Raw genomic sequence first — 16,105 nt, 5'->3', positions numbered from 1 at the left:
TTTTTCCGGCAAGGCGCTAGCCTGCGACAATCGTCTTGGCTGCATATTTCATGGTGGCGCCGAGTGCGCCATCCTTCAGCCGCATCATGGTGCGGGCGCTCTTGCGCGCCGGGATGGTGCCGGTGATGTCGGTGTCATTGGCCGGACGGATCTCGTCGGCGCCGTTTGCAACCGGGCGGGCGATGCCGTCGGCCTCGACCATCAGCATCGGAATATCATAGAGCGACGACCAGTTCTGCCAGTCGGCGACGATATCGTTCAGATCATGGGTGACGAGCAGCGGAATGCACATTTCCGGATCGGAATGATGCAGTTCCAGGGTGACGGTGATCTTGCCTTCGCGGTGGGCGATGGCGCGGGCGGCAACGCCCTTGAAGGCCCGGCCCGGCAATGCGATCGAGAAGGGCAGCTTGCTTGACGGCAGGTTGCGGCGAACCACGGCGCCGCGCTCGTCCAGCTTGACACCGATGCGTGCCTCGGCCCCCTTGGCGGCATAGCTGAACTTCTGCGGGAAATGCTGCGGATCAACCCTGATCATGGCGTCTTCCGCGTCCCTTGTCCTCTCCGAATACGACATTTGATCACCCTTTTTAACGGGCCCGTTGCGGGCCTTCTGTGGCGACGCTTCTGCGTCTCTCTGGGGACGATCATAGGCGAGGTTCTTACCAACCGTCTTAACAGCTAGGGTTAAGAAAATCTGGCGCTTGGTAATGGTTATCAAAACCCGTTCCGGCAGGGTTTAGAAGGTGTGAATGCCGTGGTGAGCGGGTGTTAACCATGGCAGCGCCCGTGCCAGGGCGCGCCTGCGGCCGATAGGCTAGGCCAGCAGTTGGCGGGTAACGAAGGCCACGTCTCCGGCCAGATATTCTCGTCTGGTGGTGAACTTATAGAGCCCGGAAAGGCAGGCGACCAGCAGGCTGGTGCGGCGGGCAGCGTCGTCTGGCTCAAGGCCATCCTCGACCAGCAGCGTCTCGATGGCCTCATAGAGCCAGGCCTCGAGGCTGGCAGCATTGCGGGTGGCAAGACTGGCGCCCTCGCGCATCAGCTCGTCAGTATGGGGGGAGCCGGCAATGAGGTCATCTGCTGCAGCAAACTTGGCAAGGAAGGCACGGGCAATGCGTTCCTCGGATGAGCCACCTGCCGCAAGCGCGGCGCCGACAATGGTTTTCCAGTGCTCCATCAGCCGTGCGATCACGGCGGTGAAAACCGCCTCCTTGTCGGGGAAATAGGCGTAGAGTGTCGGCTTGGCGACGCGGGCACGGCGGGCGAGCGTCTCCATTGTCGTGCCGCGCAGCCCGGTTTCCAGGAATTGCTGCTGGGCTGCATCGAGAATGCGTTGCGTCCGTTCGGCTGTTTTTTTGCTCGTTGTTGCAGGCACGGCCTTGAAGTCTCCAAAAATCTTACCAATTGAACATTTATTGTTCAAATCGTTCAATTCAAGGGACCCCCATGACCGACACAGTGCTTCTCACAGGTATCACCGGATTTCTCGGCGGCCATATCGCCCTCGAATTGCTCAACAGAGGTTATAGCGTGCGGGGAAGCCTGCGCAATCCGGGGGTGGACGGCGCCCGCGCGCAAGCGTTGCGCGAAACGCTGCAAAAGGCCGGCGGAGATGTGTCCCGGCTTGAAACGGTCACGCTTGATCTGATGAGCGATGCCGGCTGGGAGGCTGCGGCTGACGGCGCGCGTTTCATGATCCACTCCGCCTCGCCCTTTGTGACTTCCATGCCGAAGGACCCGGATCAGCTGGTGCGCCCGGCGGTCGAAGGCACCGAGCGGGCGATGCGGGCGGCCGAGGAGGCGGGCATGGCGCGGGTCGTACTCACCTCATCGACGGCGGCGATTGTTTATGGTCGCGGTCCCGGCCGGCCCGATCATCTGGGTTCCGATGACTGGCCTGATCCTGCCGAGGGCAGGCTCTCGGCCTATGCCCTGTCGAAAAACCTGGCTGAACGGCGCGCCTGGGAACTGGCCGGTGACCCGGCCCGGCTTGCCGTCATCAATCCCGGTTTCATTGTCGGCCCGCTGCTGGACAATGACCCCGGTACGTCGGGTGCGATTTTCCAGCGCCTGCTGCGCGGCGAGTTTCCGATGATGCCGCGGCTGGCGGTCGATATTGTCGACGTTCGCGATGCCGCTGCGCTGCATGTCAACGCCCTCACCGATGATGCGGCGGCCGGCAAGCGTCATCTTTCAGCCTTTGCAGGGCTGTGGATGAAGGATCTGGCGGCCATTGTCGCCCGGGCGGCCCCTGACTATGCGAAGAAGATCCCGACCCGGCAGGCGCCGGACTGGCTGGTCCGGCTGCTTGCCCTGTTCGATGGCGATATCCGCGCCAATGTCGGCGAACTCGGCTACCGGCCCGTGCTGGATTCATCGCGTGCAAGACGTCTGCTTGGCCGCGCGCCCTTTGCGATCGAAGACAGCGTTACGGACATGGTGAAGAGCATCGTCGCGCGCGGGCTTGTCTGAACTGCCGCGCGCCGACGACCTCACTCGACGTGGAAGACTTCCTCCATATCGATCCACCATTCGCCGTCCTTCTTCGTATCGAGCGGTTTCTGGCAGGGAATGCAGAAGGTCCACCATTCCTGCGTCTTGGGGTCGGCAGCCATTTTGGCCATGTCGGCCTCATAATCGTCACCGTGATATTCGTAATAGGAAAAGAGCAGGTTTTCCGGCTCACGCAGGAAGATCGAATAGTTGGAAATGTTGCAGGCCTTGATCATGGCCAGAACCTCCGGCCAGGCATTGGCGTGGAGCTTCTTGTATTCGGCGACCTTGTCGGCATTGAGCCCGATCACCATTCCGTAGCGTTTCATGAGGTCCTCCCTGAGGCGTCAGATTTTGTAGATGCGCATGGCGTTGCGTGAAAACAGTCTCTCCTGCTCCTCTGCGCTGGCGCCGGCAATGAGCATCTTTGTCGCGGCAACCCAGTCCTTCAGACTGGCCGTCAGCGTGCAGACCGGAAAATCGGACCCCCAGACAATGCGGTCAAAGCCGAAGGCCGCGATGACGTGTTCGACATAGGGCCGCATGCCGGCGACCGACCAGTCTTTGCCGCCATAGGCGATGACACCGGAGATTTTCGCCGCGACATTGTCGATCCGGGAGATCTCGGACATATCGTTGCGCCACGGATCGAGCCCGCCGCCTTCGATATCCGGAACGCCGCAATGATCGAGAATGAACTGAACATCGGGGCATTTCTTCGCCAGATCGATGGCAAGCGGCAATTGCCGGGCGGAAACGCACAGATCAAAGGAAAGCCCGAGCGGGGCAAGACGGTTCAGATTTTCGGCAAAGAGCGGGGTCTGCGAGATGTCGTCCGGAACGACATGCAGCACGCGGCGGAAGCCCTTGACACCCGGAACCGCGGCCATCTCTTCCAGATAGGCCGGAAAACCGGGGTCTTCCGGCCGGCAGGCGGCGATCGCGCCTGCTATCTTCGGATGGGCGGACAGCATGAAGCGGGTTTCCGCCGCCATGTCTTGCTCCGCCACATCAACTTCCATGTGAAGAGCGGCCTCGATGCCATATTGTTCTGCCTCCGCAAAATAGGCTGCGGCTGAAAACGTCCGGTCAAGCGCCGGGGCGCCGGTAAGCCATGGATAGGAAAAGCGGTCCTTTTCGACCAGGTGAAGATGGGTGTCGAGTATGCGCATGAACGCCTCCTGTCATGCGGGGTGATCGGCCGATCCGGCGTCTCCTCCTTGCCGGCGGGCCTGGGAAAGCTGTTCGGCCGTTTTGCGCACCAGCGCCAGCGCGGCCTGAATATCGGTCTCCAGCGCGCGGTCGAGCCGCTCGGTATAAGGGCAGGTCACCACGGCAATCACGCTGCCGAGCGGGCCGATCACCGGAGCGGTGACATTGGTGACGCCGGAAATCTGGCCGCTGGGCATCAGGGCATAACCCTGCTTGCGGATCGTCTCCAGCTCCGCCTCAAGATCGGCTGAAAGGCTCTCGCCAGTGCTTTTCAGCATCAGCGCGCGATGTTCCGGCGTTGCCATGGCAAGGAAGACAAGGCCCGAGCCGGTGGTGGTGAGGCCGAGCCTGGTGCCGACGCGCACGGCAAGGCTCCAGTAGGACGGCGCATCCACCTGGGCAACGACCACCGGCGCATTGCGGTCAAAGACGACCAGATGACAGGATTGCGCGGCATCCTGGGCAAGGTTCTGCAACAGCGGTACAGCCTGATTGACAAGCCGTCTGAGCGGCGGACGGGCATGGACCAGCTCGAACATCTTCAGCGTGATCTCATAGCGATCCTCCGGCGTGCGGCGGATATAGTCGCGCCGCACCAGCCGGTCGAGCATACGGTAAATCTCGTTGGGCGTGCGCGACAGTGCCTTGGCGATTTCGGCCTGGCTCAGCGGTGCTTCCGTTTCGGCCAGGAGTTCAAAAATATCGAGACCCTTGTCGAGGGCGGGGGCGCGGTAGCGATCGTTTTCTTCTGTTGTCATTGTTTTTCCTGCTCATGCGAAAAGGGGCCGCATCCTTCTTTTTCGCCGCAACATGCTGCGTCTTGCAACCACAAGAATTCCAAAATCGGTCTTTATTCGGAACCCGGACGTTGACGTTTCGTCGAAAACCATGCTTATATACGAATAGACTTTTCAAATATGGAGGATCAAGTCTTTTCTGGCTTGGCGTTTGAAAAGTCGAGGAGGAGAAAATGGCAGTGAAACCCTTGACGACGCTTCTGGCGGCGTGTTGCGCGCTTGGCGCGCTTGTGACCGCCGCTCATGCTGACGACTTCGATTACGGCTCGTTTCCCGACTACACGCTGAAGGTGAAGCTTATCGGCGGCACGCAGTATGAAAAGCTCTATACCCGCATTCCCGAATGGGAAAAGATGACCGGTGCCAAGGTTGAAATCGTATCCTCGAAGAATCACTTCGATCTCGACCGTGAAATCAAGCAGGATATCGCCGCCGGTTCGGTGAACTGGTGCGTCGGTTCCAACCACACGAGCTTCGCCCCGCAATATGGCGATCTCTATATCGATCTGACGGATTATATTCCCCAGTCCGAACTCGACAAATATGTGCCTGGCACGCTGGCATCCGCCAAGGTTGATGGCCGCCTCGTCCAGCTGCCGCGGGTGACCGACGTTTCCAACCTCTATTACAAGAAGAGCCTTTATGCCGACCCGAAGAACCAGGCGGCGTGGAAGGAGAAATACGGCACGGATCTCGCTCCGCCGAAGACGTTTGACGAGTTCAAGGATCAGGTGATCTTCTTTGCCGATCCGCCGAACCTTTACGGGACCGCCTTTGCCGGCAAGGACGAGGGCATGTCCGGCCGCTTCATGGAAATCCTGCGCGCCAATGGCGGCGATATCTTTGATGAGAACCTGAAGCCGATCTTCAATTCCAAGGCCGGCGTTGATGCGCTGAACTGGTTCATCGACATCTACAAGGCAGGGGCCGTGCCTGCTGGTACCGTCAACTACACCTGGGATGACATCGGTCAGGCCATGGCCGCCGGTCAGCTCGCCATTGATCTCGACTGGCCGGGCTTTGCCGCCTATTTCTCCGATCCGTCCTCGTCCAAGATTGCCGATGATCTCGGCTATGCGCTGGCACCGGTCGGCACGTCCGGCAAGCGTGGCGGCTGGTCGGGCTCGCATTCCTTCTCGGTCACTGAGGATTGCGACAACAAGGAAGCAGCCGTTTCCTTCGCCGTGTTCATGACCAATGATGAAAGCGAAATGATGGAGGCCGAGGCCGGCAACCTGCCGACCCGCACCGCCACCTATCCGGCCGTGATCAAATGGTTCAATGAAAACGGCAAGCAGAACCTCGCCCAGATGTTCGAGGTCTGGCAGCAGTCGCTGGCAGATGCGCGTACGCCGCCGCTGATTCCGGAATGGATCGAGGTTTCCAACGTGCTCTGGCCGCAGCTTCAGGCCGCAATCGTTGGCGAGAAAACGGCGCAGGAAGCGCTGGATGACGCCGCCAAGCAGGCGACGCAGATCATGGAAGATGCAGGCTACTACTGAGCCTGATCTCTATCAGCGACCGCCGGATATGGTCCGGCGGTCCAGTCCCGGGAACACCGGTCTCCGATACATCGAACAATCTTGAAGGCGTGACATGAAGTTTCTCAGGTCGCCGAAGGCGACGCCGTATCTGCTGTTGCTGCCGGCCATCATCGTCATCCTCGCGGTGGTGCTGCTGCCGCTGCTGGTGTCCTTCTGGACGTCATTTACCAGCTACAATCTCACCAAGCCCCATACGCTCTATAACTTTGTGGGACTGAGAAACTACAAGCGCCTGATGGGCAATGCGGATTTCTGGTGGGCCTTCGGCCGCACCATCGTCTTCATCACCATTGCGCTCAATCTGGAAATGGTGATGGGGCTTGGCCTGGCGCTGCTCATCAACAAGATCACCTGGGGTCAGCGCACGCTCAGAACGGTGATGATGTTTCCGATGATGTTCTCGCCGATTCTGGTGGGCTTCCAGTTCAAATATATCTTCAACGATTCCGTCGGGCTGGTGAACAATGCGCTGTTCTCGCTCGGGCTGATTTCCAAACCCATTCCGTGGCTGGTCAATGCCTGGCTCGCCAATTACTCGATCATCGTTGCCGAGATGTGGATGTCGACCTCGATCTTCGCGATCCTGCTGCTTGCCGGTCTGCTCGCCATGCCGAAGGAGCCGATCGAGGCGGCCAAGGTCGATGGCTGCAATCCGCTGCAGGTGTTCCGCCACATCACGCTGCCCTTCCTGATGCCCTTCATCTGGATTGCCATGACGATCCGCTCGCTCGATGTCGCCCGCGCCTATGACATGGTCAAGATCATGACCAATGGCGGCCCGGCCGGGCGCACCGAACTCATCTGGACGCTGATGACGCGCACCGGATATCAGAATTCACAAATGGGGATGGCCAACGCCATGGGCTATATCTCGATCCTTCTGTCGATCGCCTTCACCATCATGTTTTACAAGAACCTGTCCAAGGCGCGCGCCTTCATGGGAGGCGCCCAATGAGTGCGGCAAAGACCATCGAAAGGCCCTGGCAGCGCTGGGGCATCCGCTTCATGGTGTTCTGCGCCATGCTGGTACTGGTCGTCCCGGGCGCCTGGGTGGTGCTGACCGCCTTCCGCCCCAATGTCGAGGTTCTCGCCCGCCCGCCGGTCTGGATCCCGCAGGTCTGGACACTGGATAATTTCCTCGGCATTTTCGGGCTGCTGCCGGATCGCCAGCAGGGGTTGCCGGTCGGTTCCTATTTCCTGAACTCGATCATCATTTCGCTGACCTCCACCGTGGTGGCGATCCTGGTCGGGATGATGGGCGGCTATGCCTTTGCCCGCTACCGCTTCAGGGGCAAGGGGGCGCTGTTTTTATCCTTCATGCTGTCGCGCACCGTGCCCGGTGTGGCGCTGTCATTGCCGCTCTTCATCATCTGGAGCCGGCTCGGTCTGATCGATACCAAATTCGGCATCATCCTCGTCTATATGGCGATCAACATTCCCTTCACCATCTGGCTCACGGACGGCTTCTTCCGCCAGATCCCGATCGATCTGTCGGAAGCTGCCCAGATCGATGGCTGCACCCGCTGGCAGGCCTTCTGGAAGGTGGAATTTCCGCTGGCCCGTTCGGGCCTTGCTTCGGCGGGCATCTTCGCCTTTCTCACCTCTTGGAACGAATTCGCCCTGGCAAGTCAGCTGACCCGCACCACCGCATCGAAGACCATGCCTGTCGGGCTGATGGATTTCACCGCGCAGTTCACCGTTGACTGGACCGGCATGAGCGCCATGGCCGTCATGATCATCATTCCGGCGCTCATTCTCACCTTCATCGTACAAAAGCATCTGATTGCCGGACTGACGTTCGGTGGTGTGAAAGGATAGTCCCGTGGCCGAAGTGCACCTTTCCAAAATCGTCAAGCGCTATGGATCAATGGACGTTGTCCATGGCATCGATCTCGATGTCGCCCATAATGAATTCGTCGTTCTGGTCGGCCCGTCGGGCTGCGGCAAGTCGACAACACTCAGAATGATCGCCGGCCTTGAGGAGATTTCCGGCGGCGAGCTCCGTATCGGCGACCGCGTCGTCAACGATCTGCCGCCCCGGTCGCGCAATATCTCCATGGTGTTCCAGTCCTATGCGCTCTATCCGCACATGACGGTGCGCGAAAACTTAGGCTTCGGCCTGAAGATTGCCGGCATGAAGCCGGAGGAGATCACGCCGCGCGTCGATGAGGCGGCCGGCATTCTCGGCCTTGAAAGCTTCATGGACCGCCTGCCGGCCAATCTTTCGGGTGGTCAGCGCCAGCGTGTGGCCATGGGCCGCGCCATTGTCCGCCATCCGGATGTGTTCCTGTTCGACGAGCCGCTTTCGAACCTCGATGCCAAGCTGCGCGGCCAGATGCGCGTCGAGATCAAGAAACTGCATCAGCGCGTCAAGACCACGGTCATTTACGTGACCCACGACCAGGTCGAGGCGATGACGCTGGCCGACCGGATCGTCATCATGCGTGACGGCCATGTCGAGCAGGTCGGCACGCCGACGGAGGTTTTCGAAAATCCGGTCAACACCTTCGTTGCCGGCTTTATCGGCTCCCCGCCGATGAACCAGCTCAATGCCACGGTCGAGCGTGCCGATGGTACGACCATTGCAAGGCTTGCCGACGGAACAGCCGTGCCATTGCCCGCCGATATTGCGCCGACGCTGCTGAACGGGCAGACGGTGGTGATTGGTTTCCGCCCCGATGCCTTTGCGCCCAAGGGGCATTCGCTGCATCCTGAAGAACGGTCGCTGGAAATCGATCTTGGCGTGGTGATTGCCGAGCCGCTTGGAACCGAGACGATCATCTTCACCGAGCTTGCCGGCAAGGATGTCCAGGCCAAGATGCTGGATCCGCGGCCGGTCTCATCCGGTGAGACCCTGACCTTCACGCTTGATCTCGACCGCCTCCATGTCTTCGATCAGGCATCGGGCAGAAGCTTAAGAGCCTGACCATGGCGAAGATCACCCGCGTCGAACTGAGGATGGTCGACCTGAAGCCGAAGGTCAGAAGGGTCGATGCGATCCAGTCCTTCGTCTCGCAGGAAACACCGATCGTCACGATCACCGATGATGATGGCGCAACGGGCACCGGCTATTCCTATACGATCGGCACCGGCGGCCCATCGGTGATGGCGCTTCTGGAAAAGACGCTCGGCCCGGCGCTGATCGGCCGCGACGCCTTGGAGATCGAGCGGATCTGGCGCGATCTTCTGTTCCTGACCCATGCGACATCAGTCGGCGCGATCACCTCGATCGCGCTCGCAGCCATCGATACCGCGCTCTGGGATCTGAAAGCGCGAAAGCTCGGCCTGCCGCTTCACCTTCTGGCGGGCGGGGCGCAAGCCTCGGTGCCGCTCTACACCACTGAAGGCGGCTGGCTGCATCTGGAACCCGAAGCCCTCGTTGACGATGCGCTGAAGGCGAAGGCGGAAGGGTTCTCCGGCGCCAAGCTGAAGGTCGGGCGGCCAATTCACGAAGATGTCGCCCGTATTGCAGCCGTGCGAGACGCGGTCGGGCCCGGTTTTGAGATCTTTACCGATGCCAATCAGGCCTTCAGCGTTGACGAGGCGATCCGCCGGGCGGCGGCCTATCAGCCGCTTGGTCTTGGCTGGCTGGAAGAACCGCTTCCGGCGGACGATGTCGCCGGACATGTGGAACTGTCGCGCCGGACATCAATCCCGGTTGCTGTCGGTGAGAGCCTCTATGCGCCGGGCCAGTTTCGCGATTATCTGGAGCGCCGGGCCTGCTCTGTCGTTCAGGTCGATGTCGGTCGGATCGGCGGAATCACGCCCTGGCTCAAGGTTGCCCATATGGCGGAATGCTTCAACATCGCCGTGGCACCGCATTTTCTGATGGAGCTGCATGTGGCGCTCTGCGCTGCCGTGCCGAATGCACGCTGGGTCGAATATATCCCGCAGCTCGACAGCATCACCCATCAGGGCCTGACCATCGAAAATGGTCACGCCATCCCGTCATCTGCACCCGGTCTTGGCATCGACTGGGATTTTGCCGCGATCGAGCACGCCTCGGTCCCGGGCGCGTATCGCATCATTGCCTGAGCACGAAGAGGAGGCGCTCATGTCCAATCTGTCCGGAAAAACCTGCCTGATCACTGCCGCAGCGCAAGGCATTGGCGCGGCATCGGCAAAGGCCTTCGCCGCAGCCGGCGCCCGTGTGATTGCAACCGATATCAATGCCGAAAAGCTGGCTGAACTGCCAGCCGGCATCGAGACCCGGGTGCTGAATGTGCTCTCGGACGCCGCCGTGGCGGACGCGGCCGCCGAGATCGGGCCGATCGACATCCTGTTCAACTGCGCCGGTGTGGTCCACAACGGCTCGGTGCTCGAGATGAAGGACGGCGATCTTGATTTCGCGCTTGATCTCAACGTCAAGGCGATGGTGCGCACGATCCGTGCCTTCCTGCCCGCCATGATCGAGAAGGGCGACGGTGCCATCATCAACATGTCGTCGGTCGCCTCCTCCATCAAGGGCGTGCCGAACCGCTTTGCCTATTCCACCACCAAGGCTGCCGTGATCGGGCTCACCAAGGCAATCGCCGCCGATTATGTGACCAGGGGTATCCGCTGCAATGCCATCGCGCCGGGCACCGTCGACAGCCCCTCGCTGCAGGACCGGCTGAAGGCGACCGGTGACTATGAAAAGGCGCGCCGCGATTTCATCGCCCGCCAGCCCATCGGGCGGATCGGCACGCCCGAAGAGATCGCCGATCTCGCCGTCTATCTCGCCGGCGCCACCTATACGACCGGCCAGGCCCATATCATTGACGGCGCCTGGGCCTGCTGACGAGAACCGAACCGACAACACCAAACGCGGCCTGCCGCCCTGACCGGACCCTGATATCACATGACCAAGATTACCGGCCTTACGACGCATGACCTGCGCTTTCCGACCTCGGCCAAGCTCGACGGATCGGATGCGATGAACCCTGACCCGGATTACTCTGCCGCCTATGTCATTCTTGCGACGGACAGTGCGCTTGAAGGCCACGGTCTGACCTTCACCATCGGCCGCGGCAATGAGGTGGTCTGCGCGGCGATCGCCGCCCTGACCGGCCGTGTCGCCGGGCTCGATCTCGACTGGATCGAGGAGGATCCGGGGCGGTTCTGGCGGCATGTCACCGGCGACAGCCAGCTGCGCTGGATCGGACCGGACAAGGGGGCGATGCATCTTGCCACCGGTGCCGTGGTCAACGCCGTCTGGGATCTGCTGGCCAAGCGGGCGAAGAAACCGGTCTGGCAGCTGGTCGCCGACCTGTCGCCCGAGCAGCTGGTCTCGATCATCGATTTCCGCTACCTCACCGATGCCATCACCAGAAACGAGGCACTTGAGATCTTCCGCCGGGCCGAAGCCGGCAAGGCGGAGCGGATCGCGGAGCTGAAGGCCAACGGCTATCCCTGCTATACCACATCGGCCGGCTGGCTCGGCTACAGCCATGAGAAGCTGAGACGGCTGGCGCAGGAAGCGGTTGATGCCGGTTTTACCCATATCAAGATGAAGGTCGGCCAGGATCTCGAAGAAGATATCGCCCGGCTCAAGATCGTGCGTGAGGTGATCGGCGATGACCGGACGCTGATGATTGATGCCAATCAGGTCTGGGAAGTGGATCAGGCCATCGACTGGGTGAGCGCGCTGAAACCCTTCCGCCCCTTCTTCATCGAGGAACCGACCAGCCCCGACGATGTCGCCGGCCATCGGAAGATCCGCGAGGCGGTGGCGCCGGTCAAGGTCGCCACCGGCGAGATGTGCCAGAACCGCATTCTGTTCAAGCAATTCATCGCCGGTGGTGCCATCGATATCGTCCAGATCGATGCCTGCCGCATTGGCGGGTTGAACGAGGTGCTTTCAGTGCTGCTGATGGCGGCGAAATACGGGCTGCCGGTTTGGCCGCATGCCGGCGGGGTCGGATTGTGCGAATATGTCCAGCACCTGTCGATGATTGATTATCTTGTGGTCTCTGGCAGCAAGGCTGGCCGGGTGATCGAATATGTCGATCACCTGCATGAGCATTTCCTTGCGCCCTGCCGGATCGAGAATGCGGCCTATATGCCACCGCAAAGTCCGGGCTTCTCCATTGAGATGAAATCCGAAACCCTTCATAACTTTGCGCACATGGCCTGACCAAAGGGTCGTGAAACGGGAGAAATACCATGAAACTGCTTCGCCTCGGTGCCAAGGGTGCCGAAAGACCGGCTGTCCTGCATACGGACGGAACCTATCGCGATATCTCAGCGCTGGTGGTTGATCTGGCCGGAGACACCTTGTCGGATGCCGAGCTTGCTCGTATTCGCACAGCCGAGATCGGTGCCCTGCCAGTGCTGCCGTCTGACAGCCGTATCGGCCCTTGCGTCGGCAAGGTCGGCAAGTTCATCTGCATCGGCCTCAATTATGCTGATCACGCCGCAGAAACCGGCGCAACGCCGCCGGATGAGCCGATCATCTTCATGAAGGCGACCAGTGCCATTATCGGTCCCAATGATGATGTGCGCATCCCGAAGAATTCGGTCAAGACCGACTGGGAAGTCGAGCTCGGCATCATCATCGGCAAGGAAACCCGCTATATCGCGGAAGAAGACGCGCTGTCGCACGTCGCCGGTTACTGCGTCGTCAATGATCTGTCGGAACGTGCTTTCCAGATCGAGCGGTCGGGCCAGTGGGTGAAGGGCAAGAGCGCCGATACTTTCGGCCCGATCGGCCCCTGGCTTGTCACCCGCGACGAGGTTGAGGACCCGCAGAACCTCTCCATGTGGCTTGAGGTCGACGGTCATCGCTACCAGAACGGCTCGACGAAGACGATGATCTTCGGCGTTGCCCATCTGGTCGCCTATCTCAGCCAGTTCATGAGCCTGCAACCGGGTGACATCATCACCACCGGTACACCGCCCGGTGTTGGCATGGGGATCAAGCCGGAGCCGGTCTATCTCAGGCAAGGCCAGACCATGCATCTCGGTATCGAGGGCCTCGGCGAGCAGACCCAGAAGACCATCGCCTGGAACGCCTGAGGGCGCAACGATTTCTGGGACGGCCCGTCTCGCGGGCCGTCCGCTCTGGCGCTTCGGGCAATCGAACGCTATTGCCCGCCCCGCTGAATGTGGGTCATCGCTCCGGCTGCTGCGGCGGTCGTCCTGCCGCGTGTGGCTTCTTCATAGCTTGGCAGCTGATTGAAGTCCTTCTCATAGGCTTCAAGCCTTTCCTTCAGACGGCCCGTCTCGTTGCGCGCCGAAACCAGCCTTGCCGTGGTCTGCTGGATATCCAATGCGTTGGCACACTTTTCGCGCCGTACATTGCTGCGTTCCCCGTCGCAGAGGCTTAACCGTTTCACGGATTCGAAGAGGCCGCCCAGTTCAGACTGCCGCTGCTGTATCTGTGCCTGTTTCACCTTGAACTCAGCCAGTTCCTGCCTGATCTTCCTGGTTTCCTCCTTGTTTTGGGAAAGTGCGTTCCGCAAGTCTTCGATTTCCTGACGGGAAACGCGGATATTGTTCTGTGCATGGAGGTTTAGACGTAACATCGGTTCCTCGCCTGTAAGGTTGACGGCGTCATACTGAGCGGGGGAAAGATGATAAAAAATTTCCTTTTTCGAATGAAACCGGTCGGCCTCTGGAGGCCGTGTTGTGCCGTAAATTCTGCCAGCTAGCGGCAGCGGCAGGTTCCATCGTCCGCCTCAAGGGAATTGACGGCTGAAGCATCGGTCCCGCTGAACGGACGGACCGCGAGGTTCAGTTTTCCTGAGAGGATGCAGTGTCGCCGCCTGCCGGTGCAATGACGATTTCGGTCTTCCAGTCACCGCAGGCCCTTTCGAGCGCGGGCGACAATGGCCGGTCGGTGAAGACCATGTCGATGTCGCGCAGCGAGGCGATCCGGGCCGGGGCATTGCGGGAGAATTTCGAATGATCGGCGACCAGAAAGGTCCTGCGGGCACGGGCGATCGCCGCCTGGGTGACGCCGATTTCCAGCATGTCGAAATCGAGCAGATCGCCATCCTGGTCCAGCGCCGAACAGCCGATGATGGCGATGTCGAATTTGAACTGCTCGACGATGCGGTTGGCAAGCGTGCCGACAAGGCCGCCATCGGAGCGGCGCAGATGGCCGCCGGCAACGACGATCTCGCAACCGGGATTGGCCACAAGCGTGTTGGCAACGTTGATATTGTTGGTGACCACCATCAGCCGCTGATGCGACAGAAGCGCATGGGCGACCGCCTCGGTGGTGGTGCCGATATTCATGAACAATGCAGCATCATCCGGTACGGCGCTGGCACAGGCAGCGGCAAGGGCGGCCTTTTCCGTCGCCATCAGGCCGCGCCGGTCGGCATAGCCGATATTGGCGGTGCCGGATGGCAGTACCGCGCCGCCATGGACCCGGGTCAGCTTGCCGGTCTCAGACAGTTTGACCAGATCGCGCCGAATGGTCTGAACGGTGACGCCCAGCCGCACGGCGGCATCCTCGGCGACAATCCGGCCCTCGGCACGGGCGATCTGCATCAGGTCGTTGAGACGAAAGTTTTCGGCCAAGGGGTTCTCTTTCCTGCAGGCATTTTCAATGCGGAAGAAAAGGATAGCGCCTGTGCGACCGTTTTGGAACAGTTCGCCCGGCGATGCAATTCTCCGCGCAAGCGTCTTCGCTTTTGCCTTGATCCGGCCTATTAAACCCTGTCAATAGCATTTCGGGCCGAACGAACACGGGAATTGATTGTGAGCGGATTGGAAGATGCAATCAGAAAGGCGCTTGAACGCGCCGACCGCAGCGATGCCAATCAGCGCGCGCGTATCTATCAGGCGGCGCGTCAGGCGCTGGATAATGGCCTGCGTAACCAGAATATCACCGACCTGAAAACAGTTTCGCGCCAGCGGCGCAAGCTGGAAGAAGTGATCACCGAGATCGAGCGCGCCGAATCAGCGGCTGTGCGCGCCTCGCGGTTGCAGGCCACACCGGCGCCGCTGTTTGATGATGTGTTTGCCACGGGAGACACACCGCATCCCGCGGCAGCGCCAGAACCTCGCCAGGAGGTGCCTGATCTGTTTGCGCCTTTGGCTGAACCAGAGGGCGCGGCACCGGCTCCCGATTTCGAGCCGCTGGAACGCCATGAGCCAGATCTCGCCACGGCTGATTTCTCCGCCCATGATGTGCGGCGGGAAAGTGACCATGCCATCTTTGACGATGCACAGGCTGCAGCCGAAAGCGATGTGGCAGCGCCGCGCCTGGTGGCTGAGCGGGCGGATGATGATGGACTGGCTGACGGTGAGACGGAAGATCGGTCCGGTCTGTTTCAGGCCCAGCACGGTGCCGGAGACGGGCTTGCCGCCGGTCGCAATGAGAAGAAGCGCGCCAAGCGGGTCAAGAACCATGAAAAGCGCGAGAAAAAACAGGCCGCCGTCCAGCGCAAGACCGAAAAGCGCGGACGTCCGCCGATCCACTGGGGCCGGATCATTGCCTCGGCGATGGTTGCCGGATTGCTGGTCATCGGCATTGTCGCGGCCGGCTGGTGGTGGCTCATGACCTCTGATGTCGCTGAGACAGACGATGGGGTGACCGTGACCGGTGATCCCTCCGAGCCGAAGGTGATGTGGACAGATATGTTCAAACCTGGCGACACATCCGGCTTTTCAACCGGCGCCGCGGCCAAGGCTGAAGCCGTGAATGTCGAGGGCGAGCCGGCGCTGCGGATCACGGCAATGGCAGAAGGCAGTGAAGGCTCGGTTGCCTTCACCCTGCCGTCAACCATCGTCTCGGCCGCCGCCGCCCGGCCGGTGATCGTCGATTTCGTGGTGCGCGCGCCACAGGGTGGCGGTCAGCCGGTTGCCATCGCCTGCGCGGATGGCACGCTTGACGGCTGCGAGCGTCATCGCTTCATGGCGCCGTCGCAGAAGGAACATCTGGTCGTCAAGCTTGATCCCGGCGGAACGCCGCCGACGAAAATGATGATTTCGGGTGATCTCAACGGCGATGCCTTGCCGCTCGATATCTATTCGGTTCAGGCCCGGGTGGTCGAGTAACGCGAAAAAAGATGCTTTTAGGGCGCCGTTGGCAATATAGCTGTCATGAAACGGGTGTAGCAGACC

At 60.7% G+C, this 16,105-nt stretch carries 17 protein-coding genes; 10 read left to right on the top strand and 7 right to left on the bottom strand.

Features of this window, described 5'->3' with window-relative positions:
• Positions 1–16: 16 nt before the first annotated feature.
• Both HCK86_RS12880 and HCK86_RS12875 read right to left on the bottom strand, forming a co-directional pair.
• Positions 17–538 (bottom strand): DUF6101 family protein, encoded by a 522-nt coding sequence (locus HCK86_RS12880; protein ID WP_246739589.1) that lies wholly within the window; start codon positions 536–538, stop codon positions 17–19.
• Between the two features lie 279 nt (positions 539–817).
• On the bottom strand, positions 818–1,378 hold the full coding sequence (locus HCK86_RS12875; RefSeq protein WP_176084894.1) for a TetR/AcrR family transcriptional regulator: 561 nt from the start codon (positions 1,376–1,378) through the stop codon (positions 818–820).
• 71 nt (positions 1,379–1,449) lie between these two features.
• Here HCK86_RS12875 and HCK86_RS12870 point away from each other — a divergent pair, with 71 nt between their 5' ends.
• A complete protein-coding gene (locus tag HCK86_RS12870; RefSeq protein ID WP_176084893.1) occupies positions 1,450–2,475 on the top strand; it encodes an NAD-dependent epimerase/dehydratase family protein in 1,026 nt (341 codons plus the stop codon).
• A 20-nt stretch (positions 2,476–2,495) separates the two neighbouring features.
• Here the strand turns inward: HCK86_RS12870 and HCK86_RS12865 are convergent, their stop codons facing one another.
• Genes HCK86_RS12865 through HCK86_RS12855 form a run of 3 tightly spaced genes read right to left on the bottom strand, consistent with a single transcriptional unit; the run spans position 2,496 to position 4,466 of the window.
• Complete coding sequence (locus HCK86_RS12865) at positions 2,496–2,825, bottom strand: L-rhamnose mutarotase (RefSeq protein WP_176084892.1); 330 nt, start codon at positions 2,823–2,825, stop codon at positions 2,496–2,498.
• Between the two features lie 18 nt (positions 2,826–2,843).
• Entirely contained in the window at positions 2,844–3,668 is an 825-nt protein-coding gene (locus HCK86_RS12860) for an amidohydrolase (protein WP_176084891.1), read from the bottom strand.
• 12 nt (positions 3,669–3,680) lie between these two features.
• Entirely contained in the window at positions 3,681–4,466 is a 786-nt protein-coding gene (locus tag HCK86_RS12855) for an IclR family transcriptional regulator (protein ID WP_176084890.1), read from the bottom strand.
• A gap of 212 nt (positions 4,467–4,678) precedes the next feature.
• On the opposite strand from HCK86_RS12855, the gene HCK86_RS12850 reads away from it, so the two are divergent.
• The 8 genes from HCK86_RS12850 (at position 4,679) to HCK86_RS12815 (ending at position 13,045) form a co-directional block, all read left to right on the top strand.
• Complete coding sequence (locus tag HCK86_RS12850) at positions 4,679–6,007, top strand: sugar ABC transporter substrate-binding protein (protein ID WP_176084889.1); 1,329 nt, start codon at positions 4,679–4,681, stop codon at positions 6,005–6,007.
• Positions 6,008–6,101: 94 nt separating this feature from the next.
• Positions 6,102–7,004 carry a sugar ABC transporter permease gene (locus HCK86_RS12845; RefSeq protein WP_176084888.1) on the top strand — a complete coding sequence of 301 codons (903 nt, stop codon included), beginning with the start codon at positions 6,102–6,104 and terminating at the stop codon, positions 7,002–7,004.
• Positions 7,001–7,867, top strand: coding sequence for a carbohydrate ABC transporter permease (locus tag HCK86_RS12840; RefSeq protein ID WP_176084887.1), 867 nt, complete (start codon positions 7,001–7,003; stop codon positions 7,865–7,867). Before HCK86_RS12845 ends, HCK86_RS12840 begins: the two co-directional genes overlap by 4 nt.
• Before the next feature lie 4 nt (positions 7,868–7,871).
• On the top strand, positions 7,872–8,975 hold the full coding sequence (ugpC, locus tag HCK86_RS12835) for a sn-glycerol-3-phosphate ABC transporter ATP-binding protein UgpC (protein WP_176084886.1): 1,104 nt from the start codon (positions 7,872–7,874) through the stop codon (positions 8,973–8,975).
• Between the two features lie 2 nt (positions 8,976–8,977).
• On the top strand, positions 8,978–10,084 hold the full coding sequence (locus HCK86_RS12830; protein ID WP_176084885.1) for a mandelate racemase/muconate lactonizing enzyme family protein: 1,107 nt from the start codon (positions 8,978–8,980) through the stop codon (positions 10,082–10,084).
• 19 nt (positions 10,085–10,103) lie between these two features.
• On the top strand, positions 10,104–10,829 hold the full coding sequence (locus HCK86_RS12825) for an SDR family oxidoreductase (RefSeq protein WP_176084884.1): 726 nt from the start codon (positions 10,104–10,106) through the stop codon (positions 10,827–10,829).
• A gap of 60 nt (positions 10,830–10,889) precedes the next feature.
• A complete protein-coding gene (locus HCK86_RS12820; RefSeq protein WP_176084883.1) occupies positions 10,890–12,164 on the top strand; it encodes an L-fuconate dehydratase in 1,275 nt (424 codons plus the stop codon).
• Positions 12,165–12,193: 29 nt separating this feature from the next.
• Positions 12,194–13,045 carry a fumarylacetoacetate hydrolase family protein gene (locus HCK86_RS12815; RefSeq protein WP_176084882.1) on the top strand — a complete coding sequence of 284 codons (852 nt, stop codon included), beginning with the start codon at positions 12,194–12,196 and terminating at the stop codon, positions 13,043–13,045.
• 68 nt (positions 13,046–13,113) lie between these two features.
• Here HCK86_RS12815 and HCK86_RS12810 read toward each other — a convergent pair whose 3' ends face one another.
• Positions 13,114–13,491 (bottom strand): hypothetical protein, encoded by a 378-nt coding sequence (locus HCK86_RS12810; protein ID WP_176084881.1) that lies wholly within the window; start codon positions 13,489–13,491, stop codon positions 13,114–13,116.
• A 271-nt stretch (positions 13,492–13,762) separates the two neighbouring features.
• Positions 13,763–14,557 carry a DeoR/GlpR family DNA-binding transcription regulator gene (locus HCK86_RS12805; protein ID WP_176084880.1) on the bottom strand — a complete coding sequence of 265 codons (795 nt, stop codon included), beginning with the start codon at positions 14,555–14,557 and terminating at the stop codon, positions 13,763–13,765.
• 180 nt (positions 14,558–14,737) lie between these two features.
• On the opposite strand from HCK86_RS12805, the gene HCK86_RS12800 reads away from it, so the two are divergent.
• Positions 14,738–16,039: a hypothetical protein gene (locus tag HCK86_RS12800; protein WP_176084879.1), complete on the top strand. Its 1,302-nt coding sequence runs from the start codon at positions 14,738–14,740 to the stop codon at positions 16,037–16,039.
• Positions 16,040–16,105: the final 66 nt, after the last annotated feature.

The sequence above is a fragment of the Martelella sp. HB161492 genome (assembly GCF_013184775.1).
Classification (GTDB): domain Bacteria; phylum Pseudomonadota; class Alphaproteobacteria; order Rhizobiales; family Rhizobiaceae; genus Martelella.
The sequence above is the reverse complement of the archived record's forward strand: the minus strand, read 5'-3'. Positions and strand labels throughout refer to the sequence as shown.